At 40.0% G+C, this 16906-nt stretch carries 17 protein-coding genes; 4 read left to right on the plus strand and 13 right to left on the minus strand.

Annotated features, from left to right (window positions below; genetic code table 11):
* Positions 1–57: 57 nt before the first annotated feature.
* On the minus strand, positions 58–1890 hold the full coding sequence (locus BLP81_RS02550; RefSeq protein ID WP_093365313.1) for a DUF885 domain-containing protein: 1833 nt from the start codon (positions 1888–1890) through the stop codon (positions 58–60).
* A 534-nt stretch (positions 1891–2424) separates the two neighbouring features.
* Between BLP81_RS02550 and BLP81_RS02560 the strand changes: the two genes are divergently transcribed.
* Together BLP81_RS02560 and BLP81_RS02565 are read left to right on the plus strand one after the other, a co-directional pair.
* The gene (locus BLP81_RS02560) at positions 2425–2610 is read left to right on the plus strand and encodes a CsbD family protein (protein WP_093365318.1); all 186 of its coding nucleotides are present in this window, start codon (positions 2425–2427) and stop codon (positions 2608–2610) included.
* 60 nt (positions 2611–2670) lie between these two features.
* Entirely contained in the window at positions 2671–3672 is a 1002-nt protein-coding gene (locus tag BLP81_RS02565) for a hypothetical protein (protein WP_093365320.1), read from the plus strand.
* Between the two features lie 103 nt (positions 3673–3775).
* Here BLP81_RS02565 and BLP81_RS02570 read toward each other — a convergent pair whose 3' ends face one another.
* From BLP81_RS02570 to BLP81_RS02580, 3 genes are all read right to left on the minus strand, one after another.
* Positions 3776–4426 carry a mechanosensitive ion channel family protein gene (locus tag BLP81_RS02570; RefSeq protein WP_245686394.1) on the minus strand — a complete coding sequence of 217 codons (651 nt, stop codon included), beginning with the start codon at positions 4424–4426 and terminating at the stop codon, positions 3776–3778.
* A 384-nt stretch (positions 4427–4810) separates the two neighbouring features.
* Complete coding sequence (locus tag BLP81_RS02575) at positions 4811–7360, minus strand: ABC transporter permease (protein ID WP_176752670.1); 2550 nt, start codon at positions 7358–7360, stop codon at positions 4811–4813.
* Positions 7360–8046 carry an ABC transporter ATP-binding protein gene (locus BLP81_RS02580; protein ID WP_093365325.1) on the minus strand — a complete coding sequence of 229 codons (687 nt, stop codon included), beginning with the start codon at positions 8044–8046 and terminating at the stop codon, positions 7360–7362. The genes BLP81_RS02575 and BLP81_RS02580 overlap by 1 nt, the downstream gene beginning before the upstream one ends.
* Positions 8047–8119: 73 nt before the next feature.
* Here BLP81_RS02580 and BLP81_RS02585 point away from each other — a divergent pair, with 73 nt between their 5' ends.
* A complete protein-coding gene (locus BLP81_RS02585; protein ID WP_093365328.1) occupies positions 8120–8824 on the plus strand; it encodes an arylesterase in 705 nt (234 codons plus the stop codon).
* A 6-nt stretch (positions 8825–8830) separates the two neighbouring features.
* On the opposite strand, the gene BLP81_RS02590 is transcribed toward BLP81_RS02585, so the two are convergent.
* The 7 genes from BLP81_RS02590 to BLP81_RS02615 form a co-directional block, all read right to left on the minus strand.
* Positions 8831–9229 carry a hypothetical protein gene (locus tag BLP81_RS02590; RefSeq protein WP_093365330.1) on the minus strand — a complete coding sequence of 133 codons (399 nt, stop codon included), beginning with the start codon at positions 9227–9229 and terminating at the stop codon, positions 8831–8833.
* Positions 9230–9592: 363 nt separating this feature from the next.
* Positions 9593–10294 (minus strand): gasdermin, encoded by a 702-nt coding sequence (locus tag BLP81_RS02595; protein ID WP_093365333.1) that lies wholly within the window; start codon positions 10292–10294, stop codon positions 9593–9595.
* A gap of 407 nt (positions 10295–10701) precedes the next feature.
* The gene (locus BLP81_RS02600; RefSeq protein ID WP_093365464.1) at positions 10702–11211 is read right to left on the minus strand and encodes a hypothetical protein; all 510 of its coding nucleotides are present in this window, start codon (positions 11209–11211) and stop codon (positions 10702–10704) included.
* Between the two features lie 191 nt (positions 11212–11402).
* On the minus strand, positions 11403–11762 hold the full coding sequence (locus tag BLP81_RS13715; protein ID WP_218118864.1) for a hypothetical protein: 360 nt from the start codon (positions 11760–11762) through the stop codon (positions 11403–11405).
* A 58-nt stretch (positions 11763–11820) separates the two neighbouring features.
* Complete coding sequence (locus BLP81_RS13720; protein ID WP_218118865.1) at positions 11821–12249, minus strand: hypothetical protein; 429 nt, start codon at positions 12247–12249, stop codon at positions 11821–11823.
* Entirely contained in the window at positions 12239–13312 is a 1074-nt protein-coding gene (locus tag BLP81_RS02610; protein WP_218118866.1) for a hypothetical protein, read from the minus strand. Before BLP81_RS02610 ends, BLP81_RS13720 begins: the two co-directional genes overlap by 11 nt.
* 15 nt (positions 13313–13327) lie before the next feature.
* Positions 13328–14167, minus strand: coding sequence for a DUF6090 family protein (locus BLP81_RS02615; RefSeq protein WP_093365336.1), 840 nt, complete (start codon positions 14165–14167; stop codon positions 13328–13330).
* 295 nt (positions 14168–14462) lie between these two features.
* Between BLP81_RS02615 and BLP81_RS02620 the strand changes: the two genes are divergently transcribed.
* On the plus strand, positions 14463–15575 hold the full coding sequence (locus tag BLP81_RS02620; RefSeq protein ID WP_317039064.1) for a methyltransferase: 1113 nt from the start codon (positions 14463–14465) through the stop codon (positions 15573–15575).
* A 444-nt stretch (positions 15576–16019) separates the two neighbouring features.
* Here BLP81_RS02620 and BLP81_RS13740 read toward each other — a convergent pair whose 3' ends face one another.
* Positions 16020–16370: a class I SAM-dependent DNA methyltransferase gene (locus BLP81_RS13740; protein WP_245686395.1), complete on the minus strand. Its 351-nt coding sequence runs from the start codon at positions 16368–16370 to the stop codon at positions 16020–16022.
* A gap of 160 nt (positions 16371–16530) precedes the next feature.
* The gene (locus BLP81_RS02630; protein WP_093365338.1) at positions 16531–16902 is read right to left on the minus strand and encodes a helix-turn-helix domain-containing protein; all 372 of its coding nucleotides are present in this window, start codon (positions 16900–16902) and stop codon (positions 16531–16533) included.
* Positions 16903–16906 lie beyond the last annotated feature (4 nt).

Here is a 16906-nt window from a genome sequence, read left to right on the forward strand (position 1 = left end):
TCTCAAAATAAAAATTTAACCCCACTTTTTCCATAAATCTATCCTAAACCTTACTTTCTAAAGTGCCTGCTTTTGGTCTTTTATCCAGGAGTCAACCTGCTTTTCCAGATAATTTAAAGGCAAAGCACCACTGCCAAGAACGAGATCGTGAAAAGCTTTGATATCAAAACCTTCACCCAATTCTTCTTTTGCTCTTTGCCTGAGTTCACCAATTTTCAGCATACCGATTTTATAGCCTGTAGCCTGTCCGGGGATAACCATATAACGTCTAACCTCCGCTTTGATAGCACCTTCAGAGACAGATGAGTTTTCGCTGAAATACTGAATAGCGTCTGCTTCTGTCCAGCCTTTGGAATGAAGTCCTGTATCAACCACCAATCGGATCGCCCTCCAGATTTCGTTGACCAGTCTTCCAAAATCATAGTAAGGATTTTCATACTGCCCCATTTCCTTGGCCAGTTTTTCAGAATATAAAGCCCAGCCCTCCACATAGGCATTGTAACCGCCCTGGGTTCTGAATTTTGGGATATCTTCTAATTCCTGAGCTATGGAAATCTGCATATGATGTCCGGGATTTCCTTCATGATAAGCCACGCCTTCCAAAGTTGTTTTTGGCATGGAAGACATATCCGAAAGATGCACATAATAAGTGCCGGGTCTTGAGCCATCCGGCGTTCCGGCCATATAATGCTGGGGTGCGCCATCCTGCTCTCTAAAAGGCTCAACCCGCTTCACTTCTAAACCCGCTTTGGGTAAAATGCCAAAGTAGTCGGGGAGTTTCTCTGTGATTTCATCGATGTATTTTGTAGCTTCCGTTAAGTAAGCTTGTCGTCCTTCGTCCGTATTTTGGAAATAAAATTGCTCATCTTCATTTACGAATTTGAAAAAGGCCTGTAAGTCACCGTCAAAACCAACTTCTTCTTTGATGAGCTTCATTTCTTCCTGTATGCGTTTCACCTCCTTTAAGCCAATGTTATGAATTTCATCAGCAGTAAGATCTGTTGTGGTGGAAGTATTCAGTCTGTAGTTATAATATTCAGTTCCGTTTTCATGACGGCTTACACCGGTAGGGGTTTCTTCAGTATTGGGCAATTCTTTTTCAGTCCAGGCAATCAGTTTTTCGTAAGAAGGCTTAAAAGCATTTAATAAAGATTCTTTCGAGGCCTGTTCCAGTTCTTCTGCCTTTTCTTCTGAAATCAATTCGGCTTCGAGTAAAGCGCCTATTTTTTTCTTCATGTCTTGGAAAATAGCCGAAATTTCCTCGCTCTCTTCAAAAGGCTGGCCGGTTATCAGAGATTCGCTTTGTTTTTGAACGATTTCCAAAGCAAATCGAGGAGGAAGAATGTCATTTTTAGCCTGAGATTTTGCGCGATCCAGCAACTGGTTCATAGCTCTATCCATTTTCTCAATCCGACTGATGTATGCTTCCATATCAGCTAGGCTGTCAACTTTATGAAAGTTGATAAGCATGTTAGGAAGACGAGTATGGATGGATGTCATCTGGTCAAAAATATATTCCATAGGAGCATACTTCACTTCTTTCTGCTTTGCTTCATTTTGATAAATCCACAAGTCATAAGACAACTGACCCTGTTGATCGAGCTGGTCATAATCAAACTCTGCCTTAAGCTCATCAACAGATTCCTGCATCCATTTTGCCTCTTCCTTTAGCGCTTCCATGCTCATGTCATCCAGTTCTCCATAGCGGTCTTTTCGGCCAAGGGCCGTGAGTCTTAACGGACTGGTCTGAAGGGATTCTTCGTGTTTTTCATCCAGCCAGGCGGTTAATTTTTGATTGATGTCTTCTTCTTTTTCTGAAGCCTCCTGACAGGATATTCCGACGAGCAGAAAAGCCAGGAAAAGGTACGAGAGTTTCGAATTTTTTTTCATAAGAATGGGTTTAAACGGGTTGCTTGGTTTTTTTGTTGATAAAATATTTTGATAAATACAGTACACTGCCTATAAAAGGAATGAACAGGATGAATACCATCCATATAAAACAATGCAAAGGTTTTTCATTTTTGAACAGCAGGTAAATGGAATAGATCGTTATTGCGGCATAAAGAATTCCGAGGCCTAGCTTATGGTAGGGTGTAAGGAGGCCAAAAAAAGTGTAAGGAACAGGCATAAAACATATTAAATTTAACGTAAGTTAATTTAATATCTGTTAAAATACAAATGCTGATTCAGATTCAGAATTTGAAATGCTGCTCAATACTGGGTAGTATCCGCTAAAGTATAGGAAACACTATGTTTTTAAGAGTTGTTAATAATCAGATCGGGGAGCTTAATTGATTTTTTTTTCAAAATAATGATAAAGGTTCGAATTTTTATTGAGTATAGGATTGAAGGGCTTAATAAATAATTAAGACTTATAATCTGGTTTTTTTGTAATTTTATAACAAATCTTAAAAAAATATCAAAATGAACACAGATGTATTAGAAGGAAAATGGAACCAGGCGAAAGGAAATTTTAAGCAAAAGTATGGTCAGCTCACCGATGATGACCTCTCTTTTTCTGAAGGGAAGTTTGAGGAAATGTTAGGGCGTCTGCAGGAAAAAACAGGCAAAACCAAAGAAGAACTGATCAAAGAAATTGAAAAAGCCTAAAGTTGTGTCTTGACTGTTTTCAGATCTTATAATAACATAGTTTTCACTAAAATTTATATCATGGAAAATGACGAAAAAAAAATATCGAAATTCGGTCAAATGCCTAAAAAAGCCATTTCTTGGCGAGCCATTTTTGGAGGACTCGTCACCGTATTTTCAATCATGCTTCTGCTGAACCTTATAGGTATAGCCATTGGTTTTGGAGCTATAGACCCTGCCGAAGAACAAAATGCACTTAGTGGTGTTGGGACCGGAGCTATTATTTGGTGGATACTGTCCAATATTCTAGCTCTTTTTGTAGGAGCAAGGCTAGCCTCCAGAGCGGGGGTTTCTTTTACTGACAAGGGGGGTATCATGCAGGGATTTCTAACCTGGGCACTTTACTGTTTACTGTCCTGCCTGCTTGTATTTACGGCGGTAGGAAAAGTGATTTCCGGCGTAGGTAATGCTATTTCATTTGCAGCCTTACAGGCCAGTGAGGTCATGGTGAACGAGCATACCCAGGATGACGGGAATGATTTTGAAATAAGTGATATCAGCTGGCAGGAAGCTCGTGCTGAATTTTATGCACTTTTGGAAGATACAGAAAAGAAGGCTCTGGACCCTGACCGTTTAGAATCTAAGGCCGAAGACGTGGCTGAAACTGCAGAAAATCAGGCTGTAGATGCGGCAAAAAACCCTGCAGCACTAGAGGAAGAGGTGAATAAAGTCTTTGAAAAAGCTGAAGAAGAATTTTCTCAGTCGCTGGAAGCACTTGACAGGGAAGCACTCGTCAACATCCTGGTGAACCGTTCAGACCTTTCAGAACAAGAAGCGCGTAAAACGGTAAACAATTATGTGGATACTTACAAGGGTGTAAAAAGTGAAGCCAAAGCCTTTTTAAACAATGCTCAAAAGGAGCTCGCTGAGAAAGCTGAAGCTGCTGCAGAAGCTGCTTCTCAGGCAGCATTATACCTTTCCATTACGTTAATATTAGGTATCATCGTCGCTGCATTCGGTGGGTTGACGGGTGTTCGTTCTTTACGTAATGAATACAGAGACCAACTGAATGACAAGTATTAAAACGCTGTTAGTGTAACCAGATAGGCTTACTGGATTAATTTAACTCCATTTCATAATTGAGCAGGCTCAGTTGAAAATGGAGTTTTCTGATTAGATGTTGAATCTATTCCTTTTTATCTCCATCCAGCTTCAGGTTTAAGGAATCGGATTGATCGTAGTTTTTCAATTCCACAATAGAAGCAGGAAGGCTAAAGCCTGCAGATAATAATGCCCCCATGACCTTATCCATGACGTTAGACCTGATGTTGATATGGTAAGACCGCTTTGTGGATTCGAAGGTGTTAATCCAAAACCGAACTTTTAAGTTAACGGTGTTGGTGGCGAATTCATCAATAGCTATGCTGGGTTTTTTGTCTCCTTTCAAAACCGAATCCAACTTGCTGAGGGTTTCCTCAATAATTTCAGAGGCTTTCCTAGGACTGTTTTCATAAGCAATACCCACAGTGAATTCATACCTCAGGAATCCATCTATCGTATAATTGAATAGAGGGTTCTTGAGTATAATGGAATTGGGTAAAAAGACATCTCTGCCATCCGGGGTTTTGATAAGCGTTTCACGAATGTTGATGTCTTTTACAAAACCAACAATCTTATCGACTTCAATCAAATCATTCAATCTGAACGGACTTTTAAAGGCCAGGATAATACCCGCTAAAAAGTTTTCGCCGATGTCCTTTAATGCAAAACCGATCACAAAGGTTAGCAGTCCTGCTCCTGCCAGTACCTTGTTGGTAAAGGCATCCAGGCCTAGCATATAAAGCGTGATGAGCAGCACAGCGGTCTTGAGGGCAAAGCTGATGATCTGCGAGATAAAGGTAGCGGTGACGTGATTTGGAGATTTTTTTACCAGACGCAGCCGGACTCTGTGTTTGACGAAATTGGCGATCAGAAATCACGAAATCAGGAACAGCAGTGTAAATCCAAGGTGAATGTAATTCGTTTCAAAATACTGGATAATATCCTTATAAAACTCTGTAGGATTTCTCATGGGATTTGTTTTTAAAATTCTCTGTAAACCGAATGTATTAACTAATTTGACACAGCTGCAAGCCTTTAAGAACTGAAATAAATACCTCTCTAATTTAAGACACCAGCACCCTAAAGTTGCTCATTCCATGCACATGAACCTGACCAACATTTAGCTTACTTCCTTTCTTAACACCTCCAGCGGGGGTTTTCTGATCACACTCAGGCTATTGCTTAATCCGATAACTAAAACTAACAAAACAATTCCAGGAAATATAATCAGAAATGGAATTAAAGATGGTGTAAATGGAGATTCAAATACCAGCCAGGCCAGCAGCTGGCTGCTGATCAAGGATAGCAAAACGCCGGATAAACCTCCGAGAACACCAAGATAAATATATTCTAAAGCAGTGATATTTAAAATCTGTTTGCTTTTGGCTCCCAGCGTTCTCAGCAATACACTTTCCCGAATACGCTGGTATTTGCTGGTTCTTATGGCTCCTAAAAGCACAATAATTCCGGTGAGAATACTAAAGAAGGCCATAAAATTGATGATCCACGAAATTCTTCCCAGGAGCATTTCGATGACATTTAAGACCTGCTGTAAATCAATGATAGACACGTTAGGATATTTTTTCACCAGTTCCTGCTGCAATTCTGCCGATTTTTCTTTGCCGGGGAGTTTGGTGGTCAGAACATGGAATTGCGGGGCTTTTTCCAAAACACCTTCAGGAAACACCAGAGAGAAATTCAGTTGCATCCGCGACCAGTCTACCTTTCTTATACTGCCTACCACGGCCTCCAGCAATACGCCCTGGACATTAAAGACCAGTTTATCCCCAACGTCAACTTTAGCATCTTCAGCAAAATTAGTGCTAATGGAAACGGGAACCGGGTTAAGATTTTCTCCTTCAGCAGTCCAGGATCCGCTTTCGATACTTTCAGACGCAATAAGGGAGTCGCGATAGGTAGTCCTAAATTCATGATCCAGCACCCAGCCGTTTACCCGGGAAGTCGAATCCTTTCTTATTTCCTGCACGGATCTTCCTGCCAGACTTTGCACCCGCATGGTGACAATGGGGATGTCGCTTAAAACGGGTAAATCCTTTGCTTTTATGGTTTGAGACAGGGCCTGGCGCTGCTCGCTTTGCACATCCAGCAGGATCATATTGGGACTGCTGGACTGGGACTCTATAGAAGCCTGTGCCAGCAGTAAATCTTTGCTGAAGTAAAGCGTGCTTATTAAAAAAGTTCCTACTCCAATAGCTAAAACCAACGTAAGGGTCTGATTTTGAGGTCTGAAAAGGTTCAGCAGGCTTTGCCTGGCAACAAATCCCCACTGCTGTGGGAAATATTTCCGGATAGCCTGCATGAACAGGTAAGCTACCCCGGCAAGAATAGCGAAGGTGAGTAAAATTCCTCCGACAAAAGCTAAGGAATATACCCAGTCTTCCAGGAGCCAGAGCGAGAATAAAAAGATAAATAAAAAGATACCGGCAGATACCAAAATAACGGCCTTTCTGGATTTTTTAGACTCCTCCTTTATGACCCTCAGGGCCTGTAATGGAGAAATATAAAGCGTCCCGATTAAGGGATATAAAGCAAACAGGACCGACATGAAAATCCCAAGTAAAACACCCATGACAATGACCTGCAACGAGAACGTGATTTGTACATCAACGGGCAGTAAACCTTCCAGGAGAAGCGGGAATACCTGCTGTAGCAGCAATCCGGCAACGGTACCTACGAGACCGCCTATCAGCCCCATCATCGCTACCTGAATGAGGTATATTAAAAACGTCTGTTTTTTACTCGCTCCCAGACACTTCAAAACCGCAACGGCGCGTAATTTCTCTTTGATGTAAATGTGAATAGCACTTGCAATACCAACGCAGCCAAGTAATAAAGCAATGAAGGCCACAAGATTGAGAAACTTACCAAAATTCTCATAGCGTCTTCCCAGTCGGTCGCTGGTAGAGGTGTGGGTGTCTAAATCTGCTTCTTCTGCATCCAGCATGGGATCTAACTTTTCATCCAGTTTTTCCATGTCTGCTGAAGGTGCTGCCGTAAAATAAAATTCGTAATCTATCCGGCTTCCGGTTTGCACCAGCCCTGACTCTTCAATAAATCTATAGGGTATGAGCACCGGAGGGGCTACAGAACTAAAAATAGCGGTACTTCCCGGAACAGCGTTTAGCGCGCCGGCAATGGGTAAACTCACTTTACCGATTTTTATACTGTCGCCTGGCTGTATGCCCAGTTGAAGCATGACCGTAGCATCGACCAGGGCTGCGCCCTCTTTCTGATAAGCAGAGGCCGCGGAAACCGGCTGAGTTTCCAGTTCACCATAAAACGGGAAACCGCCTTCAATCCCTCTGACCTGCATTAGTTTGGTGGCTTCATGTTGTGGAAAAGCCGCCATGGAAGCGAAATTGATTTCTTTGGCTTTAGGACCACCCAGCGAATCCATGATCTGAAGCACACGCTCATTGGGCGGATCGTCACTGTCTATTTTAAAATCGGCGCCCATAAGCGCTTTGGATTCTAAAGCAATAGTGTCTTTTAGATTCTCCCCAAAGGATTGAATGGAAACCACGGCTGCGATACCCAGCACGATAGAAGCCATGAAAATAATCAGCTTCCTGCCGCTGGCTTTTCCGTCACGCCATGCCATTTTAAAGAGCCAGCTGAAGCCTGGTCCTGAGGTTTTATGCTTGTTCATTAGACCTGCTTTTCTTGGTTTTCAACAATTCTGCCTCCTTTCAGCCTGAGGATATGCTGTGTTTTATGGGCCAGTTCTATGTCATGGGTAACAATGACAAGCGTAGTGCCTGCCTCTTTGTTAAGCTCGAAAAGCAGGGCTTCTACTTTTTCACCGGTTTCTGCATCCAGATTCCCTGTGGGCTCATCGGCAAACAGAATGGAGGGACGATTCGAAAATGCACGGGCGACCGCTACGCGCTGTTGTTCACCTCCTGAAAGTTGAGAAGGATAATGATGAATGCGATCCCCCAATCCCACTTTTTCCAGCAGGTCTTTGCTTATTTTAGAAGCATTTTTATCCCCCTGAAGTTCCAGGGGAACAGCCACATTTTCCAAGGCGGTGAGTGTTGGTAAGAGTTGGAAATCCTGAAAAACAAAACCGATATGTTTATTTCTAAGCAGGGCTCTTTCATCTTCACCGAGTTCACTCAGTTCGCTTCCGCACAACTCGATGGATCCTGTATCTGGGCTGTCTAAACCGGCGCAAAGGCCGAGTAAAGTCGTTTTTCCGCTTCCGGAAGGCCCAACGATGGCAAAAGTCTTTTGCTCCTCAACTTCAAAATGAATATCTTGTAAAACTTTAAGCCGTTTGGATCCGCTGGAATAGCTTTTCTCAAGGTTGCGAACGTTTAATATCTTTGCCATCTTAAATCTGGTTAATGTCTTTTATCGAATAAAGGCAAAATAAAGAAACGAATTGATTATAAACCCCTGTGTTATGAGAACCTTAAGGCCTTATTTCTGTATTTTTTTTGTATTTCTGTTGCTTTCCTGCGGAAAGACTACCGATAAGAAAGCAGAGCAAACATCAGCGGAAAGCCCTGAAACAGAAACCCGGGCTGAGGTTGAAGAAAAAAACGTGATTCTTTTCTTCGGAAACAGCTTGACGGCTGGAATGGGCCTGGAGCTTTCTGAGGCATTTCCGGCACGTATTCAGCATAGGCTTGACTCTCTGGGTTATGATTATGAAGTGGTGAATGCAGGACTAAGCGGTGAAACAACAGCCAGCGGGAAAAACAGAATCGACTGGGTTTTAAACCAGGATGTGGATGTTTTTGTTTTGGAGCTGGGAGCTAACGATGGTTTACGCGGAATACCTATCGAGGAAACCCGGGAAAATCTTCAGGATATCATCAACACGGTAAGGGCGAAAAATCCCGAGACCAAAATTATCCTCGCCGGAATGCAGATCCCACCGAATATGGGAGAAAGCTACACCACCGATTTTAGAAACATTTTCCCAGACCTTGCCGAAAAAAACAATGTGGATCTTATTCCATTCCTCCTGGAGGGGGTTGCCGGAGATCCTGAATTAAACCAGCAGGATGGCATACACCCCACCGCCGAAGGCTATAAAATTGTGGCCGACAACGTGTGGGATGTATTAAAGGACAACCTGGTTAAAAAGGGAGTCAAACCCTGAATTCGTTTATGCTATGCTTGCTGAAACAATGGCAACGACGATAAGCAATAACATGAGCCAGAACCAGATACCAACAGCAACTGCAGGCTCAGCCGGTTCTGTAGGAGTTCTTTCAGTTCTGCTGTAAAACTCTTCATATCTTTTTCTATCCACTCGGGTAGGCGTAGCGGCTGAAAGAATTAAGGCAAATAGGAGTCCTACGAATAAGAAATCAAACCAGGCGATGTTCCAGTAAACCGGCCCAACCGGATCTGAAATTACGGAAATTAACCAAATTCCGCCGATCAGGACAAGTAAATAAGCCCAAAAAGAGCCCCAGGGTCCTCTGACGCTGAAGCCGTAAAAGAATAAAGCTCCAATAAAAAGTGCGGTTACAAAAATTCCAATTAACTCAATCCAGTCCATAAGTTTAGTTTTTAGTTAAAATTAATAATTGTTCACTTAATATTACTAATTACAGACGTACCTCCCGACGGCTGGATTCGTTTTAACATCAAAATAACGCCTTCATGGTTTTTTTCTAAAATTTCATAATACACTAGCCGATCTCTAAAACAGGTTATGTATTTTTCTTTTGATTTTGGCCCCTGTCATCCTTTATACTTTGCAATACATTGCTTAGCGTTTCACTTTAGCTTGATGTTTACAGTGGGTTAGGATGAGTTCTGAAGGACACCTAAATGATTCGGGATTTGGGTGCTCAATGCCTGCAAAGCCATCAGGTCAACTACAACTCTTACTTCAGACCAGGTATAAGGCTCATGCTTATTAGAAGAAGCGTCTGTTATCTGTCACCAGATTTGTATTGATAAAATGACCCATATCGAAGTCTATCCGATCTGCTTTTACGGCCACAGGAAAGTAATTACTCCCAATCGAAACCATTTTTAATTCACTTTCACTCTTCCTTAAAAAATCTAATTTACCCTCAGCTGCTTGATTTAGGCTCGCCACCAAATCAGCCTCGATAGCAAAATCGGTTTCAATTTCAACCACCAGATTTTTTGCTAATAATGTACCGGAAATTACCAAAATATTTCTTCTATTGGCATTTTGGAGAAGAGTTCTATTGGGGTGTAAAAAATCGGAGCTGGCCAGATAGTTTTGAATTTCTCCTATGGGTACCTCCTTGGTGATGGAATTATCATAACTGATGCTTACTTTTTTTCCGGAGCTTATCTTTGCTGAAATTTCAAAAGCTCCAAGACCGATTGAGTTTAAAATATCTTCCAGCATGGAAACACCAATATTGAAACTGTATTCATCTTTGGTGGCTGAGGTCACATGCAAAGCTGTATTGACGACTTCATTCATTTTAGCCTCGCTGGTGAAGGCATGCTGGATGTGCGAATAATAAAGCTGCACATCATTAAATGGTTTTTTTAACCACAGCTGTAAGAGTTTGTGATTTCTAACGGGACCTTCAATAAGATCGTAGCCTTGGTTTCTTAGTGTTTTTGTAAGATTCATTTTGGTTAGGTTTAAAAGTTTATAGCATCACTTATCTTTTTAAATCAGAAGGCCAGCCATTCATCACGGGGCTTATACCTGCTGGTCCCCAGGTTAATGTGCCTGAATTCCAAAACCACTTTTCAAAATTAATTCCATCCCGCCAGTCAGTCAAGACCGCTTGTCTTTCGAACTTTTAAAAATACGATAAATTTAGATTATTTTAAATATTTAACACCAAAACGAATAAAAAACGAATAAAAATAGATATATGTTATTAAATAACTCGTGAAGAAGCCTGTTTAAGATCGGGATCGGGTACAGGTGAAAGTCTTAGCCTTTGTTTAGTCCTGAAGCTTTGGGAGAAATTTGATGCAGAAGCAGAGAAGAGCAAGCAATTACTTATAGCCATGATTAGCGAACGCATTTTATTCCTTAGTCAAAAACTCAGTCACTACAGAGCTTTTTTCAGATTCCATTTCGCAAGTCCAGCTATCTATCCACCATCTTCCATTTTCATAATGGAGTTGAATGCTATTTAATCCTCTGATTCGGGATTCAGTGTTCGGATCAGTTCGTATTTCAAAGGCACTCCAAACTTGTGCAATATTTCCATATTTACTAACTATTCTTTTAAGTTCCTTTTCATAGAAATCCTCTTTGGGTGATAATGCTATCGGGATATATTCCGCTTCAAGGGGATGTGATTCTGCTTTTCCGTTTTCGTCCAGTCTTGTTATAACGGCATTCTCTGAATGAATATATTTATCTCTTTTAAACTCCCAGGGCTCACTGCCAGATCCAGATACAACATCATAATAGGCATTTATTATTGCATCTACCGATTTTACGTCTTCCGCATATTCCTGGGTAATTTGTCCGAAAACCGAATTACAGGTGAAAATTATGCCTATTGCTGTAAGAATTACTATGTTCATATCGGGTGGTTTTGAAATTTTCACCTCGGCTTTTGGTTAAACACTTTTGACCTTTAAAGTGAGTTAGCTTTCTCCTGGTAAAGTAGCTAAAATCACTGAAAGAAGCTTTCCTGACCCACTCCCTCTGGAATATAGCAGGTCCTGGCTACAGTTTGAGTAATAGAGTTAATAGTAATCACTTATATGGTTTTTTAGTTGGCAAAGCGTTTAAAAAATTGTTCTGTATCCTTTAGATCCTGTAGTCCCAGAATCCAGCAGACTTCAGCAAGATCTGAAAAATCCAGGCCTCCGGCTAAAATAGACTCATTGGTATAGCGTCCTTCTTTACCATTGTATTTATTGGCTAAATCCACGGCGAGCTGCCATATTTCAGTCAAGGCCGGATCGGTAATGTAGTGCTCCCAGTGGGTGAAGTCCGGGTCACGAAATCCGGGAGTTCCGTTTCCGACCCCATTACCATCCGGTATTTTTACATAATCCGTAACTCGTTTCACGAAATCCAGCTTTTCAGGTGTGGTTACCTCTTCATTCCATTCGGCATGTTGAACCACATGTATTCTTTTCGAGGTTTCTATTTCAGGCAGGTCCTTTTGAACAGCATGTACAAGTTCAGCGGAAAAATCCGACTGTCCCGCATCGGCAATCCATACGTCCCCGCCCTGTAATAGGGTTTGTATGGCCAGTGATTTTTACGGTTTCAACAGCCCCTTTCCAGTTAGAATGAGCGTTTGTCCAGTTCTCTCCAAAGGCGAGCTGAAACAGCGCATTGGGGGGCACATACAAGCCCTCCTGCATGCCATAAGTGCCGGCGACTGCATGATAATTTAGTTTTGAATAGGCCGGATTGAACATCAATGTCTTAAAAGCGGCGACAGTATGAAGGTCATCTACATCCGTTTTACAGTCAAATTGTACCACTAACAGGTCTTTTTCTATAATGAAACGTCCTGCTTGCGGAAAACGCTTATCCGTGGCACTGCTGCTGATTACGAGTAAAACAGGCAGTATGGCAATACATAGGAATGCTTTATATTTCATAATTCGTTCTCAGGTTTTTATTCCGAAGCTTATCTTTCTTTGTATAAATTAGATGTGCTAAGGCTTTATTTATTTGATTTTCAAATTCAATTGTATCGTCTACGTAGAATGCTAAATTTTTATACTTTCTTTTTATCCCGTAAAGCCCGGTCAGTTCGTTTTCTTTTTTCAAGCGGATTATGATGTTGTGGCTTTCCAGTTCACCAAAAAGTGATAATTTTCGGGTTTCCTTATCTGGCTCTATATCTTTTGATGACACTTCAAGGCTGTCAATATCTTGTAGGCCGATAGTTGTTTCCGTCATGATTCCATAACGAAGGTGAAGTCGGTCTTTCTCCAGGGATATGGGTCTTTTAAACATCGATTTTAAGAACCCGAAAATCTGAATTCCTGAATACATACTCAAAAATGTCAAAATCCAGGCCGCTACATCGCTCCATTTTGAAAGTAAAATATGAATTGCAGCGGTCTCAATTGCTACCAGGAATAGAGTTACAATCAGCAAGGCAATTGTTCCGCTGTCTTTGTGGTAGGAAAATTCATTGGCTTTCAATTCTCGTCTTTTCCAGTTAATAAAACCATAGTAAAACACCGCAATTTCAGTAACTACGGGCATAACCGCTTTTTGGGGCAGAATGTCGTAACAGGTTTCTTTCAAAGTTGTAAAAAAATCAAATGTTGATTTTTCATTTTCCTTAAATTTTATAATTGCTTTTCTAAGCTTGCAAAAGACATAGCTAAATACAGCTAACTCCAGAAAAGGGAGTATCCAGGTTTTAAAATATTCAAGGTATTGCTGATCTTCCTTTGGGAGGAAAAAGGACCCCATTAAAAGTCCGATGATCAGAACAAGAATCACTGTTGTTTTAGGAATTTTAGACCTTCGAATTAGCAGAAAATAAATCAGCGGAACAGTCAGCAACAGGTCTGCTGTAATGGCCATAACCAAAGTCTCATTTGCCGCCAGAACCGGTGATTTCATCACTAAAATCAGGATCCCTAAAAGACCTAAGGGTATTCCAAAATTTAACAGGTTTCTGTTTAAAGCTAATGTTCTATGCATAAGGTTAGCCTTTCGTTATTTTTCGATTTCTTCTTCAATCAGAGCGATTATGTTTTCAATTTTAAGTTTCACACCAAGAGACTGGTCGTTCGTGTAAGTCGTGTTAACAATCAATAAACTCAAAAAATCCTCAAAGTCAGGATGGTTTAACAAGTCGGTAGGGTCACTTTGCGCGAATAATTCCTTTAGAGATTTTTGTTTCTTAAACTTGATTTGAGTCACCTTTTCTCTGAATTTTTCATCATCCAGAAACTCTACATTCAATCGACCAATTTGATAGTGTTTTATTAAAAAGGGATAAAAACGCTCTTCAACCCAATTCACTATTATCGTTTCTTCTTCCCGTAATTCACTTAAAGAACTGGAGAATGCAGATATTTGTTCTCTTAACTCAGGATTGGTAAGCAGGTATAATCTTCTGGAATTTGTGAGGTCATTACTTACACCTAATGCCGGGTCAAAGGTTGGGCGTGTGATGGTTCTGGACAGGTAGCGATTGAGACTGTCGCTGCTAATCAGGTCAGTGTCCAGGTTGCTGTAATCCACTAATTTAACAGAAGACGTTATGATTTCGTCCCGTATAAATATTTTACTGTTGAGCTGGTACAGATTGTTTTTATATTCTTCTAATAGCTGAGTTAAGATTTGTTTTTCCTGTTTGGCATTCTGTAGGTCCAGATTCCAGGTATTGATGGAAAGCGCAATTAAGATTCCGATAACCACAAGGATGATTTCACCTGTGGCATAAAGCAGGTATTTACCAAATTTACCTGCCCTGCCTGTCTCGCCGGCAGGCAGGGCAGGCGGGCTCTCAGCCAGTGTTTTTTGACGAATTTTTCTAAAGAATTTTATCACTAGTCTTTCGTTTCGCTAAAGATATGATTTTTAATTCATTGGGATTGTCAGATTATGAAGCACAGCGGTTTAGGTATAAATAGTTGCGTGTTTAAGCATTTATCTGTGGCGGAACATACCAAACTTAAAATCCGCGGGTCCCGAAATTTCGGGATTATGAAGTAGGCAAGAACCTGCCTGGCGGTAGACAGGGATAGCAAATAAGCCTTGAATTCCGCTAAGGAATTCAGCCGCAATGCGCTACACACATTATTGCTCTAACTTATTTGAATTATTATCTATCAAATAATAGTAATTGGGAGAAAGGATTGTCTACCTTATAAAAAATGAAAACGAACCTATGATTACTAGTAGTGAAGTAAATAAGCCAGAGCCTATTTTAATTAATAAAGCCAAAAAAACATTTAAACAAGGAGCTAATGTTGAAAACACGATTGAATACTTAGTACAAGGTGAATTTATACTAATCAATGAGTTTTATAATGATGGAATAGCTTTACTAAAGCATTTACATACCTATCTAAAGCGAAAACTCCCTGGTAAGTCTTTTAAGGATCAGCAAGATTATCGTTCAGAATACTTTAAACTTTCAAATCTGATTTTAATAGAGATTACCGATCAAAAATTATGCGCAAAGAAATCACCCAGTATCGGCTGGTTAAAAAAAATTTATCCGGAAAACAACCATTTCTATTTGACCTTTCCTCAAATACAAGGCTTGAATAGTGCCTGGCAATGGTATGAAAATGGAGTTTCTTTACCGGTGTTAAGAAACAAGTTACATCCATATTATGGAATTTACTTTCCAACCCGTTTTGATCATTTAGTTCTTTTTGACAATTGGTTGAAACGCTATAAAGGTCCCAAAAAAACAGTTATTGAAGTTGGTGTTGGATGTGGTGTTTTAGCCTTACAAATGATACAACATGGCTTTCAAAAAGTTTATGCAACTGATATTAATCCTAATGCAATTATCGGATTGAAAGAGTTCATGGGAACCACTAAGCTTTCTCGAAAGATAGAGCTGGATTTGGGAAACCTTTTTGGTAAGTGGGAAAAACAGACAGAATTGATCGTGTTTAATCCACCCTGGTTGCCAAAAAGTCATGATTTAGGAAGTATTGATGATGCTATTTATTATGATAAGACATTATTTTCTAATTTTTTTATTGCAGCAAAAAAACGACTCTTACCTAAGGGGAAATTGGTAGTTATTTTCTCCAACTTAGCTCAAATAGCAAATTTAACAACGGAGCATCCAATAAAAAAAGAATTAGCTGCAGGGAACAGGTTCCAATTGGAAAGATGCTTTAAAAAATCTGTAAAAACAGCTTCTACTAAAACAAAAAGAGGACATAATTTGCGTTCTCTGGAAGAAGTTGAACTTTGGGTACTGACAAATAGTTAAAGCGTTATGATAACGGAGTAGTTCTTTAATGGTGGGCAACGGATCTCTAGTATGGCAACTAGCGTGTAAATATAAGATTACCTTTTCAGTTTATCTTTTGAGTTTCTAAATATACCAAAACTTTAGATTTTGCCCTTAATGGCCATTGGCTATACTAGATTTTACCTAGTTTACTTTTTTTAAATACAATTCCAATCAGTCTCGGAATTGCATCCTTATTTTCTTTGTCAAACCATTCATTTAATTCCACCAATTTAAATCCGTTTTCAGTCGCTACGTCCAAATATTCCGAGATGTGGTGAACATAAGTTTCCAATTCCTGGGTTCCATTCTCAGTTTCGAATTTGGCTTTGCTTCCTGAATATTGTTTGAAGGGGTGAAGTTCACTGATGAATAATATCCCACCACTCTTTAATTTCTTATTCGCTTGAATGAAAACTAAATCTAAGTTTTGATATGTTCAAGAACTAAATTACAAGTTATTAAATCTGCAAAGTCATTCTCAATATTCCATTCCGCTGTTAAATCAGCTTTTCGAAATTCCACACGTTCGTTTTGAATTTTTGCTTTAGCTATATTCAGCATTTCTTGCGAAAAGTCAATCCCTATAATCTTATCCGCTTTTTTTAACAGATAATTTGTGATTTTCCCTGTCCCATAACCTAATTCTATGATTTTTGAGAAGTCAAATTTATTGAGCGTTTCGATTGTTGACTTGGTGTCTAAATCTCTAGTTTTATTGGAGTTTGTATCGTATCGGTCAGCCCAAATGTTATATGCTTTTTCAATATTCATTTAAACGACATTGGTTTTTTAGTATTATGGGCAACGTCTCGCGTATATGGTTTGTGGCGGGATAAAAACCGCTCGCCTTTCGGTTGAGCTTTTAATAAAATACTATAATTTTCGGTTAATCATAAAATCCGCCATAAACTATGTGCGCTGTTACCCTTTGTTATTTTTTTGTGAGTTGATAATTGTTGACTAAGACTGAAGCAGAAATTTGAAGTAATCTTTCTAACTCTCTTATCATATCAACAGTCAATTTCTTTTTTCGATTTAAAATTTCGGATACTCGACTTTTACCGCCAATTACACCTACCAAATCTTTTTGACGTAGATTCAATTCTTCCATTCTGATTTTAATTGCTTCTATTGGATCTGGAGATTCTATCGGATAATGCTCATTTTCATAATTTTCAATCATCAATGAAAGAATTTCTGCTTCGTCACCTTCTTTAGTGTCAATAGGTGCATCAAAAATCGCTTCCAATCGTTCAAGAGCGTTTCGGTAATCTTTTTCGGTTTTAATAGGTCTTAAATTCATTATT

It is taken from the genome of Psychroflexus sediminis, assembly GCF_900099815.1.
Lineage (GTDB): Bacteria > Bacteroidota > Bacteroidia > Flavobacteriales > Flavobacteriaceae > Psychroflexus > Psychroflexus sediminis.

Coding starts and splice junctions, on each gene's coding strand:
- BLP81_RS02550 (WP_093365313.1), bottom strand. CDS start 1,890: ATGAAAAAAAATTCGAAACTCTCGTACCTTTTCCTGGCTTTTCTGCTC.
- BLP81_RS02560 (WP_093365318.1), top strand. CDS start 2,425: ATGAACACAGATGTATTAGAAGGAAAATGGAACCAGGCGAAAGGAAAT.
- BLP81_RS02565 (WP_093365320.1), top strand. CDS start 2,671: ATGGAAAATGACGAAAAAAAAATATCGAAATTCGGTCAAATGCCTAAA.
- BLP81_RS02570 (WP_245686394.1), bottom strand. CDS start 4,426: ATGCTAGGCCTGGATGCCTTTACCAACAAGGTACTGGCAGGAGCAGGA.
- BLP81_RS02575 (WP_176752670.1), bottom strand. CDS start 7,360: ATGAACAAGCATAAAACCTCAGGACCAGGCTTCAGCTGGCTCTTTAAA.
- BLP81_RS02580 (WP_093365325.1), bottom strand. CDS start 8,046: ATGGCAAAGATATTAAACGTTCGCAACCTTGAGAAAAGCTATTCCAGC.
- BLP81_RS02585 (WP_093365328.1), top strand. CDS start 8,120: ATGAGAACCTTAAGGCCTTATTTCTGTATTTTTTTTGTATTTCTGTTG.
- BLP81_RS02590 (WP_093365330.1), bottom strand. CDS start 9,229: ATGGACTGGATTGAGTTAATTGGAATTTTTGTAACCGCACTTTTTATT.
- BLP81_RS02595 (WP_093365333.1), bottom strand. CDS start 10,294: ATGAATCTTACAAAAACACTAAGAAACCAAGGCTACGATCTTATTGAA.
- BLP81_RS02600 (WP_093365464.1), bottom strand. CDS start 11,211: ATGAACATAGTAATTCTTACAGCAATAGGCATAATTTTCACCTGTAAT.
- BLP81_RS13720 (WP_218118865.1), bottom strand. CDS start 12,249: ATGAAATATAAAGCATTCCTATGTATTGCCATACTGCCTGTTTTACTC.
- BLP81_RS02610 (WP_218118866.1), bottom strand. CDS start 13,312: ATGCATAGAACATTAGCTTTAAACAGAAACCTGTTAAATTTTGGAATA.
- BLP81_RS13740 (WP_245686395.1), bottom strand. CDS start 16,370: ATGAATATTGAAAAAGCATATAACATTTGGGCTGACCGATACGATACA.
- BLP81_RS02630 (WP_093365338.1), bottom strand. CDS start 16,902: ATGAATTTAAGACCTATTAAAACCGAAAAAGATTACCGAAACGCTCTT.